19 protein-coding genes are annotated in these 20,809 nt (G+C 33.3%); 10 read left to right on the top strand and 9 right to left on the bottom strand.

Annotation, left to right across the window (positions count from 1 at the left end; genetic code table 11):
* Window positions 1-3 precede the first annotated feature (3 nt).
* Together FA046_RS09200 and FA046_RS09195 are read left to right on the top strand one after the other, a co-directional pair.
* On the top strand, window positions 4-879 hold the full coding sequence (locus tag FA046_RS09200; protein WP_136826118.1) for an N-acetylmuramoyl-L-alanine amidase family protein: 876 nt from the start codon (window positions 4-6) through the stop codon (window positions 877-879).
* Between the two features lie 39 nt (window positions 880-918).
* Window positions 919-1,863, top strand: a complete 945-nt coding sequence (locus tag FA046_RS09195; protein WP_136826117.1) for an MlaD family protein — start codon at window positions 919-921, stop codon at window positions 1,861-1,863.
* A gap of 403 nt (window positions 1,864-2,266) precedes the next feature.
* Here FA046_RS09195 and FA046_RS09185 read toward each other — a convergent pair whose 3' ends face one another.
* The 8 genes from FA046_RS09185 to FA046_RS09150 all read right to left on the bottom strand — a co-directional run bounded on the left by FA046_RS09185 (window position 2,267) and on the right by FA046_RS09150 (window position 11,906).
* Window positions 2,267-3,445 carry a tetratricopeptide repeat protein gene (locus FA046_RS09185; protein ID WP_136826116.1) on the bottom strand — a complete coding sequence of 393 codons (1,179 nt, stop codon included), beginning with the start codon at window positions 3,443-3,445 and terminating at the stop codon, window positions 2,267-2,269.
* Window positions 3,446-3,476: 31 nt separating this feature from the next.
* The gene (gene gyrA / locus FA046_RS09180; protein ID WP_136826115.1) at window positions 3,477-6,095 is read right to left on the bottom strand and encodes a DNA gyrase subunit A; all 2,619 of its coding nucleotides are present in this window, start codon (window positions 6,093-6,095) and stop codon (window positions 3,477-3,479) included.
* Window positions 6,096-6,451: 356 nt separating this feature from the next.
* A complete protein-coding gene (locus FA046_RS09175) occupies window positions 6,452-6,766 on the bottom strand; it encodes a nucleotidyltransferase domain-containing protein (RefSeq protein WP_136826114.1) in 315 nt (104 codons plus the stop codon).
* A gap of 4 nt (window positions 6,767-6,770) precedes the next feature.
* The gene (locus FA046_RS09170; RefSeq protein ID WP_136826113.1) at window positions 6,771-7,241 is read right to left on the bottom strand and encodes a nucleotidyltransferase substrate binding protein; all 471 of its coding nucleotides are present in this window, start codon (window positions 7,239-7,241) and stop codon (window positions 6,771-6,773) included.
* 48 nt (window positions 7,242-7,289) lie between these two features.
* Window positions 7,290-8,195, bottom strand: a complete 906-nt coding sequence (hemF, locus tag FA046_RS09165) for an oxygen-dependent coproporphyrinogen oxidase (RefSeq protein ID WP_136826112.1) — start codon at window positions 8,193-8,195, stop codon at window positions 7,290-7,292.
* On the bottom strand, window positions 8,195-9,973 hold the full coding sequence (locus tag FA046_RS09160; RefSeq protein ID WP_136826111.1) for a chloride channel protein: 1,779 nt from the start codon (window positions 9,971-9,973) through the stop codon (window positions 8,195-8,197). The genes hemF and FA046_RS09160 overlap by 1 nt, the downstream gene beginning before the upstream one ends.
* Window positions 9,974-9,977: 4 nt before the next feature.
* Window positions 9,978-11,198, bottom strand: a complete 1,221-nt coding sequence (locus FA046_RS09155) for an MFS transporter (protein ID WP_136826110.1) — start codon at window positions 11,196-11,198, stop codon at window positions 9,978-9,980.
* Between the two features lie 114 nt (window positions 11,199-11,312).
* The gene (locus FA046_RS09150; RefSeq protein WP_136826109.1) at window positions 11,313-11,906 is read right to left on the bottom strand and encodes a fasciclin domain-containing protein; all 594 of its coding nucleotides are present in this window, start codon (window positions 11,904-11,906) and stop codon (window positions 11,313-11,315) included.
* 334 nt (window positions 11,907-12,240) lie between these two features.
* On the opposite strand from FA046_RS09150, the gene FA046_RS09145 reads away from it, so the two are divergent.
* From FA046_RS09145 to FA046_RS09110, 8 genes are all read left to right on the top strand, one after another.
* Entirely contained in the window at window positions 12,241-13,401 is a 1,161-nt protein-coding gene (locus FA046_RS09145) for an iron-containing alcohol dehydrogenase (RefSeq protein ID WP_169303343.1), read from the top strand.
* Between the two features lie 656 nt (window positions 13,402-14,057).
* Complete coding sequence (locus tag FA046_RS09140) at window positions 14,058-14,543, top strand: PaaI family thioesterase (RefSeq protein ID WP_136826107.1); 486 nt, start codon at window positions 14,058-14,060, stop codon at window positions 14,541-14,543.
* On the top strand, window positions 14,544-15,008 hold the full coding sequence (locus tag FA046_RS09135; RefSeq protein WP_136826106.1) for a GNAT family N-acetyltransferase: 465 nt from the start codon (window positions 14,544-14,546) through the stop codon (window positions 15,006-15,008). It begins immediately after the preceding gene.
* A gap of 3 nt (window positions 15,009-15,011) precedes the next feature.
* The gene (locus FA046_RS09130; protein WP_136826105.1) at window positions 15,012-15,653 is read left to right on the top strand and encodes an RNA-binding domain-containing protein; all 642 of its coding nucleotides are present in this window, start codon (window positions 15,012-15,014) and stop codon (window positions 15,651-15,653) included.
* A gap of 16 nt (window positions 15,654-15,669) precedes the next feature.
* Entirely contained in the window at window positions 15,670-17,028 is a 1,359-nt protein-coding gene (locus tag FA046_RS09125; RefSeq protein ID WP_136826104.1) for an MATE family efflux transporter, read from the top strand.
* A 12-nt stretch (window positions 17,029-17,040) separates the two neighbouring features.
* Window positions 17,041-17,418 carry a hypothetical protein gene (locus FA046_RS09120; protein ID WP_136826103.1) on the top strand — a complete coding sequence of 126 codons (378 nt, stop codon included), beginning with the start codon at window positions 17,041-17,043 and terminating at the stop codon, window positions 17,416-17,418.
* Between the two features lie 21 nt (window positions 17,419-17,439).
* Window positions 17,440-17,751: an MmcQ/YjbR family DNA-binding protein gene (locus FA046_RS09115; RefSeq protein WP_136826102.1), complete on the top strand. Its 312-nt coding sequence runs from the start codon at window positions 17,440-17,442 to the stop codon at window positions 17,749-17,751.
* A 208-nt stretch (window positions 17,752-17,959) separates the two neighbouring features.
* Entirely contained in the window at window positions 17,960-18,718 is a 759-nt protein-coding gene (locus FA046_RS09110; protein ID WP_136826101.1) for a DUF4382 domain-containing protein, read from the top strand.
* A gap of 96 nt (window positions 18,719-18,814) precedes the next feature.
* Here FA046_RS09110 and FA046_RS09105 read toward each other — a convergent pair whose 3' ends face one another.
* Window positions 18,815-19,873 (bottom strand): nucleoid-associated protein, encoded by a 1,059-nt coding sequence (locus FA046_RS09105; RefSeq protein ID WP_136826100.1) that lies wholly within the window; start codon window positions 19,871-19,873, stop codon window positions 18,815-18,817.
* Window positions 19,874-20,809: the final 936 nt, after the last annotated feature.

The raw sequence follows: 20,809 nt of genomic DNA, 5'->3' as shown, positions 1-20,809 counted from the left end.
TTAATGAAAATTACAACATCGAAGAGGTTTATTCACTGTTTAATATTAACAAGTTTTTGTACCATCCTTTTTACTTCGGCAAAAGTAGCTAAAGAAGATAATTATTTATCAACAGGAAGTAAGGTTAAAACTATCATAATAGATGCTGGCCATGGCGGACAAGATGGTTCTACCCATGGTTCTTTCTCTAAAGAAAAAGATGTAGCCTTAACTGTAGCGCTTAAATTAGGTAGAGAGATTGAGGCAAAAATGCCTGGAGTTAGGGTAGTTTATACCAGAACAACTGATGTTTTTGTTAAATTGTATGACAGAATAGGTATTGCTAACAGAGAAAAAGCAGATTTATTTATATCCATACATTGTAATTCTATGCCTCCAATTAAACAACGGTATGTAATTAAGTATTTAAAAGGCAAACCAGTTTATGGTTACAGAAGCATTCCTAATCCTGTAACTAGAGGAACAGAAACTTTTGTAGCCGGTTTTAATCGTTTAGATGAACAAGATGTAGCCATTAGAGAAAATGCTTCTATTTTGTTGGAAAAAGATTATAAAACCAATTATGGTGGATTTGACCCTAACGACCCAGAGAGTTATATTATTTTTTCTTTAATGAAAAACGCCTTTAGAGACCAAAGCATTAAATTGGCATCATTAGTGCAAGATGAATATATTAAAGAAGGTAGAATTAACCGCGGGGTTAAAGAACAAGGCTTAGCAGTATTACAAAGAGCAGGAATGCCTGCAATTTTAACTGAAATTGGCTTTATCAGTAATCCCGAAGAAGAAAAATACATTAACTCAGACGAAGGTCAGGGGGCAATAATTAACAACATACTTAATGCTATTATCAATTATAAGAAGCAAATTGAATCTTAATTGGAGTAATTGTCTAAGTTTGTTTAAACCCATAATAATTTGAAAATCTCTAACGAAACCAAAGTAGGAATTTTAGCAGCTTTTGCTATTGCAATATTTATAATAGGATACAACTTTTTAAAAGGAAACGACATTTTTGTGAGTGAAAATGAGTTTTATGCAAAATATGACAAAGTAGAAGGTTTGGCCATTTCTAAACCTGTATTAGTAAATGGCTATCAAATAGGACGAGTATCTGCGCTTACGCTTCAACCTAACGGACAAATTATAGCTCAGTTTAAAATTAATCCTAAATACTCCATTCCAAAAAACACCATAGCCAGATTAGAGAGTACCGATTTACTAGGCAGTAAAGCAGTTATTTTTGATTTAGGAAACAGCCTGCAATATGCCCTTGATGGTGATACTTTAAATGCAAATGTGCAAATGAATTTAATGGAACAGGTTGAACCTGTACAAAAGAAAGCACAAATGATTGTTTCTCGTTTAGATTCTATTTTAACTTCCGTTAATCTTATTATGAATCCTACATTTCAAAAAAATGTAAACAAAAGCTTTGAAAGTATTGCTAAAACTTTAGAAACCTTAGAATCTACTTCTAAAAAGGTTGACGGAGCTGTAGGTATTCAGGCAGTTAGAATAGATAACATATTATCTAATGCAGAATCTATTTCTTCAAATTTGAAAAACAATAATGAAAAAATAAACTCCATATTAACTAATTTTAATAGTCTATCTGATCAAATGGCAAAGACTAATTTTAAAGAAACTATGGATAATGCCAATAAGGCTGTCGCCGATTTACAAGCCTCTATTGCTAAAATAAATAATGGTACTGGTTCTTTAAGTTTATTGTTGAATGATGAAAAATTATATAACAACTTAAACAATGCCGCAGAAAACTTAGATAAATTAATGGTCGACTTTAAGGCGAATCCTAAACGTTATGTAAGTTTCTCTATTATTGGTGGTAGAAAAGATTAAAAAAATTTAAACACAGTTTTTTAAAGTCCAAGCATTATGTTTGGACTTTTTAGTTTAACAACTTATTTCGTAAGCAAAATAAGTATGATTAGGGTAAATATATTGGAAACAGCCCTAAATGTTTTCTTAAGTACAATGCTCCGTTTATGGCTGTATCGTGTTGTTTTCAGCTTAAGTATAAGCGTTTAAAACCTTAAATTTCTTTATTGTTTATGTGGGTTAAACCCTACTTGTGACTATAAATAGGTACAAGAATGTCTACCTTCCGCTAATTTTAATATTCATAATTCCTCAACTAATAATATTAATGAGATGAGAGCATCTTAAAAGATATTTTCAAAATAAATGTCATAAAAAAAGTCCCGAAATTATTCGGGACTCTTTTCTTATAAAGTAGCGTGATTTACAATTGCTCTAGGGCTTTCTTTACTTCAGCTGCCTTCTCTAATTTGTTAGTCTTTACATAAACCTCTCTTAAGGTAGTAAGTGTATTTACATCCTTAGGATTTAATTCTCTTGCTTTTTCTAATAAAGGTATAGCATTGCTTAATTCTGTTTCAAACTTCTTCTTAAGATCATTATACTTTGCTTCAGATGCTTTATTATTTGGCAATTTGTTAGCTTCAATAATATAGTTATTACCTCTATCTATGTAAATAATAGCTAGGTTGTAAATAGCATCAGCATAATTAGGATCTAATTCTAAAGCTTTTTTGTAAGATGCCTCTGCTTTATCTCTCTGCTTAGCTGCAGAATAAGCTACACCAGCAACAAACAATAATGTTTTGTTTTTTGGATCTTTAGCTATCGCATTTTCAATTTTTGCAATTTGCTTAGATGCTTCTCCTTTGTTTAAATAGATATTTAATTCATCGTAAACTAAACCCATATATTCAGGATGTGCCGCTCTTCCTGCTTCTATCACTTTTAATGCAGCCGCTGTATCAGATTTAACTAAATAAACTCTACCTAGTTCTTGATACAAAGAAGGATTTTTTGGATTAATTTCAATAGTTTTTGCATAGTACTTAATAGCCTCATCATATAGTTGAGCACTATTGGCAGCAATTGCAGTGTACATACTAAATAAAGAATCTGTAGGCATTACCTCAGAAATAAACTTAAACGAGGTATAAGCTTCTTTATAATCCTTTTTGGCAAATGCTGCTACGCCTTTGTTTTGCATCATAATAGCTAAATTCTTTTCAGCATTTTCTATTTGTTGCTTAAACTCACTTTTAGCATCTAAAGATTTTGCTTTTACGATAGCTTCTTGAGCTGTTTTAAAAGCTGACTCAGCATTACTTTTGTTCAAAGTGTCTGTTACTGCTATTGAAGAGTAAATAACACCACGGTAAGCCCAAAGTTCGGCCAAGTCTTTGGTTTTTTCATTAAGAATAGCTTTGTCTGTATTTGCTTTAGCCAATTCTAAAGTCTCCAATTGTTTTTTAATTGGAGTTTTAGTTTGTAAGCCAATTTCAAACAAAGCATAATTGTTCTTTGCAGCGGTTATCTCGCTTTTTTGTGCCATAGCTACAAAAAAGAAAGATAGCATGATTAAGCTTAAAATTGATTTTTTCATTCTTGAACTTTTTTTTAGTTTTTAAATTGATTTATTCTTCTTTATCGTCCTCAGAGGCATCTTCGTCTGTTTCATCTTCCTCTTCTTCGGTGTCTTCATCTTCTTCTGTAGTATCACTAGCTGGAATAATATCGTTTTCATCTGGGTTTAAAACCAAATTCTCAACGTCAACTTCTTCCTCTTCATCATGTTCTACTTTAGCTACTGAAGCAATAGAATCGTCACCTTTAAGTTTAATTAATCTTACTCCCTGAGTTGCTCTACCCATTGATCTAAGATTACTCATAGCAATTCTAATAACTATGCCAGAGCGGTTGATGATCATTAAATCGTCTTTATCTGTTACGTCTTTAATAGAAACCAACTCACCTGTTTTTTCTGTAACGTTAATGGTCTTCACTCCTTTTCCGCCTCTGTTGGTCACACGGTAATCATCTACATCAGTACGTTTTCCATAACCATTTTCAGATACTACTAAAATAGTACTTTCAGATGATTCTATACTAATCATACCCACAACCTCATCTTTTGGTCCAGAAAGTCTAATTCCTCTTACTCCGGTTGCGGTTCTACCCATTGGCCTAACTGTAGATTCATTAAATCTAATTGCTCTACCAGAACGTAAAGCCATAACAATTTCAGAACCACCTGAAGTTAAGTTTGCTTCTAATAACTCATCTCCTTCATTAATGTTAATGGCGTTTATACCATTAGATCTAGGGCGACTGTAAGCTTGTAAATTGGTTTTCTTTATGGTACCTTTTTTAGTACACATAATGATAAAGTTATTTTCTAGATACTCTTGATCTTTTAAGTTTACAACTTTAATGTAAGCTCTTATTTTCTCATCTTTCTCTATGTTAATGATATTTTGAAGTGCTCTTCCTTTACTAGTTCTGCTGCCTTCTGGTATTTCAAATACCCTCATCCAATAACATTTTCCTTTATCGGTAAAGAAAAGTAAGTAATTATGGTTTGATGCAATAAAAATGTGTTCAATAAAATCGGCATCTCTAGAGTTAGAACCTATAGCGCCTTTTCCGCCTCTTCCTTGAGTACGGTATTCTGTTAAAGGTGTTCTTTTGATATAACCTTCTCTAGAAATGGTAATCACAACTGATTCATCTTCAATGAAATCTTCAGTCATCATTTCTGCTGCAGAATGAACAATGATAGTTCTTCTTGCATCACCATATTTGTCTCTCATTTCCTGCAACTCATCTTTAATGATTTGCATTCTAAGACCTTCGTCTGCTAAAATTGAGTTTAAATAATCAATCAATTTCATCAATTCGGCATACTCATCTTTAATTTTATCACGCTCTAATCCGGTTAAACGACGAAGCGTCATATCCAAAATAGCTCTTGCCTGAATATCAGATAAACCAAATTGTGCAATTAAACCTTCACGAGCCTCATCTGGTGTTTGTGAAGCTCTAATCAGTTTAATTACTTCGTCTATATGATCTAAAGCAATTAATAAACCTTCTAAAATATGAGCTCTTTTTTGTGCCTCTGATAATTCAAATTTAGTTCTTCTAACCACTACCTCATGTCTATGATCAACAAAATGTCTGATCATATCTTTCAGGTTCAACATCATTGGCCTGCCTTTTACTAAGGCAATGTTGTTTACACTAAATGAAGTTTGTAAGGCTGTGTATTTGTAAAGGTTATTTAAAACGATAGCGGCGTTTGCGTCTCTTTTGATTTCGTAAACCACACGCATTCCCTCTCTATCAGATTCATCTCTGATTTCAGAAATACCTTCAATTTTTTTCTCATTCACCAATTCAGCAGTACGCTCAATCATCATGGCTTTATTTACCTGATAAGGTATTTCGGTCACAATAATTCTTTCTCTATCATTTGGCAAGGTTTCTATTTCTGCGGTTCCACGCATCATTATTCTACCTCTACCGGTTTCAAAAGCATCTTTAACACCCTCATAACCGTAAATAATACCTCCAGTAGGGAAATCTGGCGCTTTCACAAACTGCATCAATTCAGAAATTTCAATATCATTGTTGCCTATGTAAGCAACAATTCCATCAATTACTTCTGTAAGGTTATGCGGTGGCATATTGGTTGCCATACCTACAGCAATACCCGAAGCACCATTTACTAAAAGATTAGGAAATTTTGCTGGTAAAACCGTTGGTTCTTGTAAAGAATCATCAAAATTTAAACGGTAATCAATGGTGTCTTTATTAATATCGGCTAACATTTCTTCGGCCATTTTTTTGAAACGGGCCTCCGTATAACGCATTGCTGCCGGTGAATCTCCATCAATAGAACCAAAGTTACCTTGGCCATCTACTAAAGGATATCTTAAACTCCAGGGTTGCGCCATACGCACCATAGTGTCATAAACAGAACTATCACCATGTGGGTGATACTTTCCTAAAACCTCCCCTACAATACGGGCCGATTTTTTATAAGGTTTATTACTGGCTAAACCTAAGTCTAACATACCGTATAAAACCCTGCGATGTACAGGCTTTAATCCATCTCTAACATCAGGCAAAGCCCTTGAAACAATCACCGACATTGAATAATCAATGTAGGCCGATTTCATTTCATCTTCTATGTTTATACGAATTATTTTATCGTGTTGTTCTGCATTCGGATTGTCTGTTTCTTCAGCCATATTTTGTTTAATTCTATATTGGAAAACACTTTAAAAAAGAGTTGTGCGAAGTTAATAAAATCGCTGTAATTGGTATCTTCTTTAGTTAAAATTTTCGTTGCTATAAATTGGTCTAATTTTTTCTTTTTTTGAAAGCGAATGTCAGTAAAATATAATTTCTTTAGCCCCCGCTTTTCACTAAATGCTCCATTGCATTTCGCATATCGCTTCAATCGGGCTTAGGTACAAAGGTTCTTCCTGTTAATTCAAATCCAAATCAAACGTATTCATACAATTATTAATAAATTAAGAGTAATGTAGGCAAAACAAGATTGTTGAAGGGAACAAAATTTGAGTTGAATTTCAACATCTATCATTCAGTAAGAGATTTTATCTTTTCGATAAAAAGGAACTCCCACTCTTTTAATATGATCTATTAAATCGGGATTAGAAATTTGCTTAAAAATAGACAAGTCTAATTGATAAGGGAGTAATAAATCATCAATTTCACCTTCAATTTTCTGCAATTCTTGAAGTGTAAGTTCATCTGTTACTATAGTTAAATCTATATCAGATGATGTTTTATAATTCCCCTTTGCTCTTGAACCATATAATATCACTTCTTCTATTTTTTCATTTTTAGAAAAAATTTGCTGAATAGCCTCAATATCTTCTTCTTTTAAACCAAACATATTTTTAAAACAATTTTGTTTGAGCACCAGAAAGTAGCGTTTCCATCTTTAATTGGAACTGGTGAAAAGCAGTATGATAATGATCTATAATATTTTGAAAAATTTCTGATGCTGTAACCTCGTTATAAGTATGTGAAGTTTTATTTCTGCTTTTAATCATGTCCATCCAAACCTCACCGTCTTTTACTAAATTCATTAAAAAAGCCTCTCTACTAGCATCTCTAGAACCTGTAATATTGGTATTTCCTTGGTATTCGGCGTAATCCTTCATTACATTCCATGCTAACTCATGTGTATATTCAAAGCGTTGAATAAGGCCTTCTCTTATAATTTCATCTAATACTAAATTGGTGTTTTCTAAATCTTTAGGCATGTTGATAACATGAAGTTTGATATAATCAACAGCTTCATCTAATTTGTATAATGCCTTTTTGTAATTAGAAAATCTTTGCTCCCAACGTATATCTTGTTCCATCTTTAATTTTGATGTTATAGTATTTTATAAATTTAGCCAATATATAATCTAAACCCAATCTACACCTTTTTTTAACCAGTTTAACGTTTCTTCTTCTAAACTATTGGGTTGAGCTTTATAATCATAAACCCAAGATGCAACTGGTGGCATACTCATTAATATAGATTCTATTCTACCATCGGTTTCTAAGCCAAATTTTGTCCCAGAATCATACACCAAATTAAACTCGGCATAACGGCTACGGCGTTGTAATTGCCATTGTTTTTCATCTAATGTAAAGTGTTTCTCTCTGTTTGCATTGGCTAATTGCGTATAAATAGGAACAAATGAATTTCCCACCGCTTTAGAAAAATCAAATAATTGCTGCCAGTTTAATTCAGTATTCATCGGCGTAAGCCTATCATAAAAAATACCTCCAATACCTCGGGTTTCATTTCTATGTTTGATAAAGAAATAATCGTCGGCCCATTTTTTGAACTTAGGGTAAAAATTAACATGGGATTGATCACATACCCCTTTTAAATGTTGATGAAATGCTTGAGCTTGTTTTGGAATTACATAATGCGGCGTAACGTCTATTCCACCACCAAACCATTGCAGGGTTTCATGTTCTGCCTGCATTTCAAAGTACCTGATATTCATGTGAATAATAGGCACCCAAGGATTGTGAGGATGTAAAACTATAGACACTCCGGTTGCAAAAAACTCTTCCTGATCTGTTTTAAAAGCTTTTTTAACCGCATCGGGTAGTTTGCCATATACAGCAGAAAAGTTAACACCGCCTTTTTCTATTAAGGCACCGTTTAATAATACTTTGCTTCTGCCACCGCCGCCGCCTGGGCGCTCCCAGTTTTCTTCTTCAAATAAAGCTCCTCCATCTAAAGCAGTTAAACTGTTAACTATATTTTCTTGGATTTTCTTGTAATCCTGTGCTATTGTATTTTTATCGAGCATCAGCTTAAAGTTAATTTTAATTTGTTTCTATAGGCAGATAGTAATTGTGTTTTAGAAATAAAACCCACAAAATCATCATTATCAAAGGCTGGCAAATACCATAAATCTGATTCTTCAAATTTATTTAAAATTAAATCTATTGATTGGTGAATTTCTACTCTATAGGTAGTGGTAGAAATGAGCTCTTTAATATTGGTATGTTGATGCATTTCTGGATTAAACAACAACTTTCTAACTTGGTTAAATAGAATAAAACCTACATATTCTTCTTGTTCATTTTTGCAAACAATAATGTTTTTAGTAGATTTTTTTAAAACCGTTAATAAATCGGCAAAAGAATTATTTTCATAAATTATATCATACTCTGTATTTAAAATCTCGTGAGGTTTGATCATGGTTAAAATATTCTGATCATAATCTTCAGTAAATATTTTTTTACCCGCCATTAAATGTTTCACATCCATGGCGTAGGGTTCAAACACTTTGGCAATGGCAAAAGAAACCGTTGCAACAATCATTAACGGAATCATTAATTCATAACCTCCGGTAACTTCGGCAATTAAAAAAATACCTGTTAAGGGTGCATACATTACTCCGCTGAGTATGCCGCACATGCCTACCAAAATAAAATTATTAACGGGTAAATTAATAAAATCAAGTTTATTGATCAGATTGGAAAAGAAAAACCCCATAAAAGCTCCTGTAAACAGGGCTGGCGCAAAGTTTCCTCCACTTCCACCGCTGGCTAAGGTAATAGAGGTTGCGAATACTTTGGTAAGAAATATTAAGCCTACAAATAAAATAAGCATCCAATCATTATAACCATTAAGGTTGAAAAAGCTTCCTTTTAGTATGTTTTGAGGATTTCCAGATGCTAATAGTTTTACACTTCCATAGCCTTCGCCAAAAAGAGGCGGAAATACAAAACAGAGTAAGGCAATAATTAATCCTCCAAATAGCGCTTTAGAATAATTATTCCATTTTAATTTTTTGGTGAAAAAATACTCTACTTTATGGGTTGCTCTTGCATAATAAACAGATACCAAGCCGCTAAAAACACCTAAAAGAAGGTAATATGGAACGTTTCTATGATCAAACTCTTGTAGGTTTTTAAAATCAAACAAAATATCATCATCTAAAATGATTTTGGATAGTAAAGCCCCACTTACAGCAGCTATAATTAGAGGAATAAAATCAGAGAAAACAACGCCAACCAGTATCACCTCAACTGCAAACATAACCCCGGTAATAGGTGCGTTAAATACTGCTGCAATGCCCGCTGCAGAACCACAGCCTAATAATAAAATTCTTTCTTTATAACTGAGGCGATAAGTTCTGGCAAAGTTAGATCCAATGGCGCCTCCTGTTACAGCAATAGGTCCTTCTAAACCAGAAGACCCTCCAAAACCTACTGTAATTGCGCTAGTAAGGAGTTGTGCATACATTTTGTATTTAGGAATTACGCCAGATCTTTGAGAAATATCTTGTAAAATATTAGACACTCCTCTTCCATCTTTACCTTTTAAAAAAACGGTTACTACCCAAACAGTAATTAAAATTCCGACTAGGGGTAAAAAAAGATTGAGATATGGATAATTGAAGATTTCTAATTGATGACCTATAAGTAAATGGATTTTGTGTACGGAGTATTTTAATATAATGGCGGCAAATCCGGCTGATAGCCCTACCAAAATGCCCGAAAGGATAAGGAATTGATTTCTGCTTAAATGTTGATAAACAAACCTTAATACAAGCTGATGATGCTTGAGGTATTTCATGTATTTAATTCTCTATGTAATCTAAATCTTTACCATAAGTTTCTTCTAAATTATATACTGCAAAAAATGCAATTAGAAGTGTGGTAAAACCTACAATTAACGCTGCATTTATGATACCGAACGGTGTTTTAAGCCATTCGAAACTTAAAGTTACTAAAACAACAGAGCCTCTAATAAAATTAGGAACAGTTGTAGTAACGGTAGACCTTAAGTTAGTGCCAAATTGCTCGGCTGCAATGGTAACAAAAATTACCCAGAATCCGGTAGAAACGCCTAAAAGAACACAAATCCAATGATAAGTGGTGGCACTAATTCCTTTAGAGAATAAAAATATTAATATGCTAATTAAGGTTGCAAATAAGAAAACGACGACTATCTTTTTTCTAGTTTTAAAAATTTGACTCAAAAATCCGGTGAGCAAATCTCCAAGTGAGATACCTATATAAGTGTATAAAATTCCTTTGCCTGCACTTAAGGGGTCTGTAGCTCCCATGGCTTTTCCAAACTCTGGAGCAAAAGTGATGAGAACACCCACTACAAACCAAACCGGCAATGCAATTAAAGTACAATTGATGTACTTTTTAAATCGGCTCCATTTATTAAAAAGCATAAAGAAATTCCCCCTAGAAACATTTGAATCTGTTATGTTGATGTACATTCCAGATTCCATTACCCCTAATCTTAATAATAATAAAACAATACCCATGGCGCCTCCAATAAAATAAGCGGTTTGCCATTGAAATCGCTCGCCAACCCAACCCGCCAAAACGGCTCCTAATAAGCCTATTGCTGCCACCAACATGGTGCCATAACCTCTTTTTTCTTTAGTCATACTTTCTGCCACCAAGGTAATTCCAGCACCTAACTCACCAGCAAGCCCCACTCCTGCAATAAACCTGATAATTGCATAACTATTTACATCAGTTACAAAACCATTTACAATGTTGGCTAAAGAATACATTAATATGGAGCCAAATAAGACTTTTAAACGACCCAATTTATCGCCCATAATGCCCCAAATAATTCCTCCAACCAACATCCCTATCATTTGCGCATTTATTAATTTTACGCCAACACTTAAAAGTTGATCTTCTGGAACACCAATAGATTTTAAACTTTGCACCCTAATCACAGAAAACAGTACTAAATCATAGATATCAACAAAATAGCCTAAAGAGGCTACTATAATTAATAAAATAACATTCTTATTACTGCTTACTTTCATAAAATTGGTTACTTATAATTGAGGTATGAAATTACAATTTATAGCACAAAAAAAAAGCGTCTCGAAAAATTTCGAAACGCTTTTTTAATTAATCAAAAAAGAAAATACTTTTACCTATTTTGGTAATAACACTGCATCAATAACGTGAGTTACACCATTGCTAGATACTGCATCTGCGATGGTTACTTTTGCATTGTTAATCATTACTACACCGTCTTTAATGGTTACTTTAAGCTTTCCACCTTGTACAGTTGTTAATTCCATACCGTCTTGCAAATCTGCAGCTTTAACAGCTCCAGCTACTACATGGTAAGTTAATACTTTAGCTAAATCGCCTTTCATTTCTGGCTTCAATAAATTATCAACCGTTCCGGCTGGTAATGCAGTGAAAGCTTCGTTGGTTGGTGCAAAAACTGTGAATGGACCTGTTCCACTTAAAGTTTCTACTAAATCAGCGGCTTTTACGGCAGCAACTAAAGTAGTATGATCTGCAGATCCTAATGCGTTTTCAACAATATTTTTTGATGTAACCATCATGGCTCCACCAACCAATACGCCTTCTTCAGTAGCAGCTGAATCAACCATTGACATGCTATCTACAGCCATAGAATCTGCATCAGCTTCAGCTTGTTTGTTAGAGTTACAAGCAGTAAGAGTTAAACCTAAAATTGCAACTACTGCAAAAGATTTTAAGAAATTTTTTTTCATGTTTTATTTTTTAATGGTTTTAAAATGATAAACGATATTGAGGCTATAACAGTTTTTTTTTGAGAAAGTTTTGATACCCGATTTATTTATGGTTGATAAACTTAGTTTACTATAAGTTTATCCTTCTTTAAAATTGGGTTAACGATAGCAGTGAAAATCCCTTCCTGACCGGCAAGCAGGCTTTTGCTTTTTTGGAGCAAAAGATTGTAACGAATAGCGTGTTAAAACCCCCAAATTAATATTCAATGGTACTTTGTTGATTTTTTTTTACTGAAATGAGCTTATTAAACATTAAAACATTAAACATTTTAAAGTTTTTGTAGTTTAGATGTTGATGGAAAATTTTCAATACTATAATCCGACTAAAATTTTATTTGGTAAAGATGTAATAGATCAACTTTGTACAGAGGCTAGTGTATATGGTAAAAAATGCATTATTATTATAGGACAAGGTTCTGTTAAAAAAAGTGGTTTGTACGCGAGGGTGCTTTCTTTAATGAACATTAGTGGCTTAGAACATGTAACTTTTGAAGGTGTAAAATCTAATCCACTTTACCAGGATGCAGAAGAAGCTATTGAATTAGCCAAAGAAAATAAGGTAGATTTAATTGTGGCTATTGGTGGGGGATCTGTAATTGATACCGCCAAAGCTGTTGCAATGGGCTTTTACGCTGATCATTCTGTTTGGGATTTTTATTTACAAAAAGCACCCCGACCAACAAAAGCACTTCCGCTCTTAAATATTTTGACCCTTGCTGCAACTGGTACTGAAATGAACTCGGCAACGGTACTGCAAGACACGGTTTCTGGAATGAAGAAAGGATATAGCGCCCCTTGTTTGTTTCCTAAAGTTTCTTTTTTGGATCCTACTTTTACGCAAACTGTTCCGCTTAATTATACGGCTTATGGTGTTGCCGATTTAATTTCTCATTCCTTAGAGCAATTTTTTGGAAAAGGTGATGCGCCTTTATCAGATTTGTATACTGCATCTGTTATTAAACTGGCTATTGATTATGGTTTAAAAATTAGGAAAGATCCTGAGAATTTTGAATACCGCTCTCAAATTATGTGGCTGGCTACTAATGCTTTAAACGGAACTTTAAAAGCCGGAAAAAATTCGGGAGATTGGGGCGTACATGGTTTAGAACATACTTTAAGTGTATTATATGATATTCCGCATGGTGCAGGTTTATCTATTGTTTATCCGGCTTGGTTAAAACAACATCAACCTCAAATAAATGCTAAACTGGCTTTTTTAGCAAAACATGTTTTTGAAATACAAGAAACTGATGAAGTTTTAGCAGCAAATATTTTTATTACTCAATTAGAAGCATTTTTCACCCAAATTGAAACTCCAATACGTTTAAACCAGGCTGATATTCATATAAATGATCAGGAAAAGATCATCTCTAATTTTAAACTGAATAAAGTAACCGGCTCTGTTTATCCGTTAGGAGAAAAAGAATATGAAGAGATTTTAGCTAAAATGTGGTAATTTATATATTAGATGATGACAATCATTTGTGAGTTTGATTATGCTTAGCTTCTACACACCTTTGCTGAACGTATATTTGTTGTAACCACCGCAAGAAAGCGTTTCTACGATTGCAGCGAGTTAGATAAGTAGATGATACTGGACGTAAAAGTTCACAATACTACTTTAAAAAACTACCGCAAGGAAGAAATGAAAGATAGCAGTGAGTGAGATGAGTAGAATATAATGAATGTAAAAGTTCATTAAACTACAATCAAAACGGAATCAGTTAGACTGGTTCCGTTTTTTGTTTTAAACAGCTTTTTTTAATTACAAATTCTATAAATTTTTAGGATATAATAGAAAACCAGAATCATGAGTAAAGCTGATTACAATCCTATATACAGGCTTTAAATTAGCCTTATATTTGTATCAGCTACTGCAAGAAGGAAGTAATTCCATTATTACAGCAAGTGAGATTGTAGATAATAATACATGTTAAAATGTATAAAAACTACATCAAACGGAATCGGTTTATACTGGTTCCGTTTTTGTTTTGTTGTATTTAGTATTTATCCCCCATTCCAATCCTAAACAATCTATTCCCTCTTCAATATTTCGTCATTTATCATAAATTGTTTTTTCTTAAGCTTATTAATTAGGATATTTAGCCTAACATGAATGTTTCTGCTAAAACCCTTAAATGGGCATTAAGATTTTATCCTCCTTTATTTTTTCAAAGAATTTGGGTGGTTAAATTTGGAACCGATTTTAAAACTGTAGAAGTTAAAATCAACAAAAGCATTTTAAACATCAATTTCAACAAATCTATTTTTGGTGGAACAATTTTTAGCGCTACCGATCCATTTTATGCCATATTATTTGATCAAGTTTTAAGCTTACGAGGTTTTAAAAGTAGAGTATGGCTAAAAAGTGCCAGCATTCAATATTTAAAACCCGGTAGAGGCAATCTTTACTTCAAAATTGAGATCAGTGATGAAGATATTGCCGAAGCTGAAGTTGCTTTAATAAAAATAGGAAAATTCATAAAAACTTATAAAATAGACTTATTTGATGCCGAGGGCATACTTTGCGCAACCGCCATAAACGAAGTATATATTAGAAATCTTTTCCATGGAGAACAACATACCGTGGCCTATTAAATGAAAGCAAAAGTATTTATAAATGATGCATCTTATTTAGCCAAGGGCTTTTTAATTAGTACTGATAAATCCTTATTAGACTTTGATTTTATCTTTAACTTTTTAAATCATCAATCTTATTGGGCCAAAGGAATTTCAAAAGAAAAGCTACAAATGGCTATTCAAGAGTCTGTTTGTTTTGGCATTTATCATGAGCAGCAACAAATAGGCTTTGCCCGAGTAATAAGTGATAAAAGCACTTTTGCATATTTGGCTGACGTTTTTATTATCCCGGCTTACCGGAAACAAGGCTTATCTAAATGGTTAGTTCAAACTATTTTGGCTTACGCCGATTTTAAAGACCTCAAAAGATGGTTATTAGCTACCGCTGATGCCCATGAATTGTATAAAAAATTTGGTTTCGACTCTTTAAGTCAACCAGATAGATTTATGCAAATATTTACGCCTTACGCTAACACTCCGTAAAGCATGAACAGACTAAAAGCTTATCAGGTAAAACAAATGATTTGGCAAGGTGAAGGGGTAAATTTAGATTTCAAAAAAACCATTACCTCTTGCGAAAAAATAGCCAAAACCATGGTTTCCTTTGCTAACAACAAAGGTGGAAAGCTTTTTATTGGCGTTGCAGATGATGGCACTATTAAAGGTGTAAAATCTGAGGACGAAGAAAAATACATGATAGAAAAAGCAGCCACCTTTTTTGCCAAACCCATGTTAGAGCCTACGTTTGAAGAAATTTACATAGACGATAAAATGGTTTTGGTAGTTGATATTCCAGAAAGCGACATGAAACCTCACTATGCCTTAGCTGATGACCAAAAATGGTGGGTTTACATTAGAGTAAAAGATAAAAGTGTGCTGGCCAGCAAAATAGTGGTAGATGTTTTAAAAAGAGAACATCAACAAGATGGTGTTTTAATAGAGTACTCCTCCAAAGAAAAAGCTTTATTAGAATATTTAGAACAAAACGATAGAATTACGCTTAAAGAATATGCAGCTTTGCTCAATCTTTCTAGAAGAAGAGCTTCCAGAATTTTAGTAACTATGGTATTAGCAGGAGTGGTTAGGGTGCATACTACCGAAAAAGAAGAATTTTACACCGCCAGTTAACGGCGACCTCAATATTATGTTAAAGCCAATTTATCAGAAGTTTAAACCTTATTATAAAGAAAATTTAACCTTAGCCATACCTGTTGTGATTTCACAATTAGGGCATACTTTGGTACATACCGCTGATAGTGTGATTGTAGGGCAATTTGCTGGCACCATTCCGCTGGCGGCAGTTTCTTTAGTGAACAGTATATTTATGGTAGTTATGGTAATAGGTATTGGGATTTCTTATGGCCTCACTCCTCTTATTGCACAAGAAAACGGCAGAAACAACCAAGCAGAATGTGGCCGCTTGTTAACCAACAGCTTGCTGCTCAACGTTATTTTTGGTTTCCTGCTGTACGGTCTTATTTATTTTGGTTCTGTTTTCGCAATGGATCACATGAATCAATCGCCAGAAGTGGTTGTACAATCTAAACCTTACATGGAATTATTAGGCTTTTCTATCATTCCATTAATGGTGTTTCTTACTTTTAAACAATTTGCAGAAGGCTTAGGTTTCACCAAACAAGCCATGATGATTTCTATATGGGGAAACGTCATCAATATTGTTCTCGGAATTATTTTTGTAAAAGGAATGTTTGGCATCCAGCCCATGGGTGTGGTTGGCGTGGGTTACAGTACCCTGATAGACCGAAGCTTAATGGCCGTAGTAATGGTTATTTATATTTTTAAGTCCAAACATTTTAAAGGTTACCTAAGAAATTTCACACACAAACATTTATCAAAACATTACCTTAAAAGAATTTTTAAACTGGGCGCTCCTACCGCTTTACAATATACTTTTGAAATTAGTACGTTTAGTGCCGCAGCCATTTTAATTGGCACTATTGGGGCAGTTGAACAAGCTGCCCACCAAGTAGCTATTAATTTAGCGGCTACCACTTATATGATGGCCAGCGGAGTTTCGGCTGCCGCCACCATACAATCTGGAAATAGTTTCGGGAAAAACAACTTCATTTATTTGCGTTTATCAGCCATTAGCAGTTACCATATTGTTTTAATTTTTATGAGTGTAACGGCAGTACTATTTATTGCATTTCACCAATACTTGCCCATGTTTTATTCTAAAGATGCGGCAGTAATACAAATTGCAGCCGGCTTACTGTTAATAGCAGCTATATTTCAGTTATTTGATGGCGCACAAGTAGTAGGTTTAGGCATACTGCGTGGCCTTGGCGATGTAAATATCCCAACGCTCATCACCTTTGTATCTTATTGGTTGGTGGGTTTACCTGTTGGTTATTTTTTAGGCATAAAGCTAGATTATGGTGTGAGCGGCATTTGGTATGGCTTGTGTTTAGGTCTGTTTACCGCCAGTGTGTTACTTTTTTATCGTTTTCAAAAACTCACCAAGAGAATGATTGTTGTTTAAAAAAAGAAGCCAATGAACCGCGATACACAACTCCAAAGCATAAGACCCCAAATTACTGTAGAAGATTTAACTAATGAACCTATGGAACATTTTCAAAACCATACCTTAAGGCAGGTTTTAAAATTACAAAACGATGCTTTGTTAGCCATCTGTAAGGATTTCCTTCAAACCAAGTACAAAAATTTTGAAGGCAGAGACCAAACTATTAAAAACTCCTTATTACATGAAGCGCTAAAAACAGATCAGGCTTTAAAAAAACTACTATACGGAATGGTGATTGGGCATTTTACTTCCGATGAACTCAATTTCTACATCCTCCATAAATCAGAAATCAATAAAAGATTGGTGGAATTTATATTTAAACGCCTTTCTACACAGCTGAGTTTTTAATCTCCAAAAAAACACATCACAATGGTAAGTTTAGAAACATTTAGGCAATTAGCTTTATCATTTAAAGACGCTACCGAGGAGCCTCACTTTGAAAAAGCGTCTTTTAGAGTGAAGAAAAAAATATTTGCCACCTTGGATGTCTCTCGCAAACAAGCTGTTTTAAAACTATCTGAAATTGATCAATCTGTTTTTTCTTCTTTTGACCAATCAATAATTTATCCGGTTGCAAACAAATGGGGAAAGCAAGGATGGACCGTTATTGAACTTGAAAAAGTTAGAGAAGATATGCTAAAAGATGCCTTAACAGTTTCTTATTTTAATGTTGCAAAATAGTTTCTAAAAGCAATATCTAAATCACACACCTGGCTAATCAAAATCAATCATCTGTATAACCAAGTATTCAATTATTCTTGATAAAAAGAAATAGGTCTGTATTTCTAAATCTCATTTTTATTTCAAAAACAGCCTTTAAACATCCTTAAATAAGGTATTTTATGTTTTGGCACAGTTATAGATTAATGGGTTAAAAATATATATAATCATGAAAAAAATAATCTTATTCTCATTATTGGCAATTTCAATAGGCTTTACAGCTTGTGAAAAAAGCAAATCTGGTACTACACAAATGAATGTGAAAATTACAGATGCACCAGGCGATTACGATGCGATTATATTAAACATTAAAGAAATTAATGTAATCACTTCTGAAGGTTCTTCTATTTTAGATGTGGAGGCAAAACCTTTCGACATTCTTAAATTTAGAAATGGTAGAGATACATTAATTGCTTCTCAAAACATTTCCTCAGGAACGTTAAAAGAAGTAAGATTGGTGTTAGAAGCTACCGGAAACAAAATTGTAGTAGATGGTATAACTTATGATTTAACTACGCCAAGTGGGCAAACTTCTGGTGTAAAATTAAAAGTTCAGGAAGATTTATTAGACGGTGTAGCTTACACGCTTATTTTAGACTTTGATGCTGCAAAATCTATAGTACAAACTGGCAATGGTAAATACATTTTAAAACCAGTAATTAGAGCTATTCCAAACGCAGTTTCAGGTGCAATTGTTGGTACTGTTAGTCCTTTATTATCTGCTCCAAAAATCTATGCTATAAACGGTTTAGATACCGTTGGAACAATAATAGATGCCACTGGTAAATTCTATTTTAACGGAATGGCAACTGGTTCTTACAAAATCAATTTTGAAACATCAGCACCTTACATCAACAAAACATTAACAGATGTTAATGTAACAACAGGTACAGTAACTAATGTAGGTACAGTGAATTTAGCTAACTAATTCATTCTCCAAATACAAAAAAGCCCCGATTTAATAAAATCGGGGCTTTTTTTGTTGCATCCATTGACTATTGACTATCATCCCATCAACCAAAAACTAACTCTCCTCTTTAAAAAACAAAGTATAATACTTCATTCCTTTTTCTGCATCAAACCCCTCTTCCATTAGTTTACGATCACCGTGAATATAAACATGGAAGTTTTTATCCAGTTTCAATACCGTTTTATAATTGCTGTTTTGCTTTTTTACCGCTTGGTTAGAAATATCAAAACCATTGCTTAAAGGCGTTTCAAACTCCTGCTCGTAATTTTGAACCATAGATTTAAAAGAATTTGAAGCCGTTTCATTCCCAATTACCTCATTAGAAAACTCATCAAAATCAAACTTTTCCTTCTCCTTAAAGTACTTCATAGATTTGTTGAGTAAATCTATTTTATCAGGCTTAGAAATGGTAAAATCTTCATCAATCTTCTCATTCACAAAGTTTTTGTATAGCCCTAAAACGTTATTGGTTTGGTTAAAACTGTCGTTTCTAATTTTTAGCTTTAAAAAATCGTCTTTCCAATATACGGCAGCATCTTGAGTTTTATTGGTTTGGTCAATCACCACCACTTTATAACCTTCTTCACTTTCGGTATTGATAATTAAACAGCCTTTATCTAGCTTTTGAATGTTAATGGCTTCTTGCTCATAACTCAGGTTAAAGCCTCCAGCATCTGGATAAACCTTTAAATAAGTTTCTTTAGTTTCTGATTTAAAAATTCCTAATGCCTGGTGTAACTCCCCTTCTATTTGCACATCGTTAAACAACACCACATACACTTCTCCCGATTTAATTTTAGGATGTGTAGATACATCATATAAATGGCGGGTTAACTGCTGACTTAAATCATGAAAATTATTAGTGTTTTCGAAGCATTTCTTTGCATAATGATAAACCTCATTTAATGCTAAATCATTACCAGAGTGCATAAATCGATACACTTCATTCACTTTCTCAAAAGGCTTTAAGAAATATTGCATCAACAGGTTATTCAACAATTCATCATGAAGGGTTAAAGGTGCATCAGACAAAACAAAATAATCGTCCTGAGATTTGTTTCCGGCTTTATGTACTGATAGTTGCTCCAGCGAAGCTTCAAAAGAAGTAATCATGCTGCGAAAATAGTGGAATTATAATTTTTAAGCTGATTTATTTTGTAATGATGGCATCATGCTGTTAGAAGAATTTTATGTGGCTAAAGCCAATTGAATATTTATCTTTTTATCAGTTGCTTAAAAGCAAAGCAATTAACACTATTTCATTTTGCGCTATACAGAGTAATCAATTGCAGTTTGGCTTTAGTATCATCTAAACTTATTTAAAGGAGGAAATACTATTTCATTTTACATAATATAAGAGTGATCAATTGCAGTTTGGCTTTAGCCAACTGAATAAAAAAAATCTTCCTTGTTTCGCTTTAGCATCATCTAAACTTATTTAAGTAAGGAAATACAATTTCATTTTACACTATACAGAGTAATCAATTGCAGTTTGGCTTTAGCCAACTGATTAAAAAAAATCTTCCTTGTTTCGCTTTAGCATCATTATAAACTTATTTAAGTAAGGAAATACTATTTCATTTTACACTATACAGAGTGATCAATTGCAGTTTGGCTTTAGCCATCTGAATAAAAAAATCTTCCTTGTTTCGCTTTAGCATCATTATAAACTTATTTAAAAGAGGAAATACTATTTTCATTTTACACAATATATAGTGATCAATTGCAGTTTGGCTTTAGCCAACTGATTAAAAAAAATCTTCCTTGTTTCGCTTTAGCATCATATAAACTTATTAAAGAAGGGAAACACTATTTCATTTTACACTATACAGCGTGATCAATTGCAGTTTGGCTTTAGCCAACTGATTAAAAAAAATCTTCCTTGTTTCGCTTTAGCATCATTATAAACTTATTAAAGAAGGGAAACACTATTTCATTTTGCACTATACAGAGTAATCAATTGCAGTTTGGCTTTAGCCAACTGATTAAAAAAAATCTTCCTTGTTTCGCTTTAGCATCATTATAAACTTATTTAAGAGAGGCAATGCA

Source organism: Pedobacter cryophilus, from assembly GCF_005116455.1.
GTDB classification, from domain to species: domain Bacteria; phylum Bacteroidota; class Bacteroidia; order Sphingobacteriales; family Sphingobacteriaceae; genus Pseudopedobacter; species Pseudopedobacter cryophilum.
The sequence above is the reverse complement of the archived record's forward strand: the minus strand, read 5'-3'. Positions and strand labels throughout refer to the sequence as shown.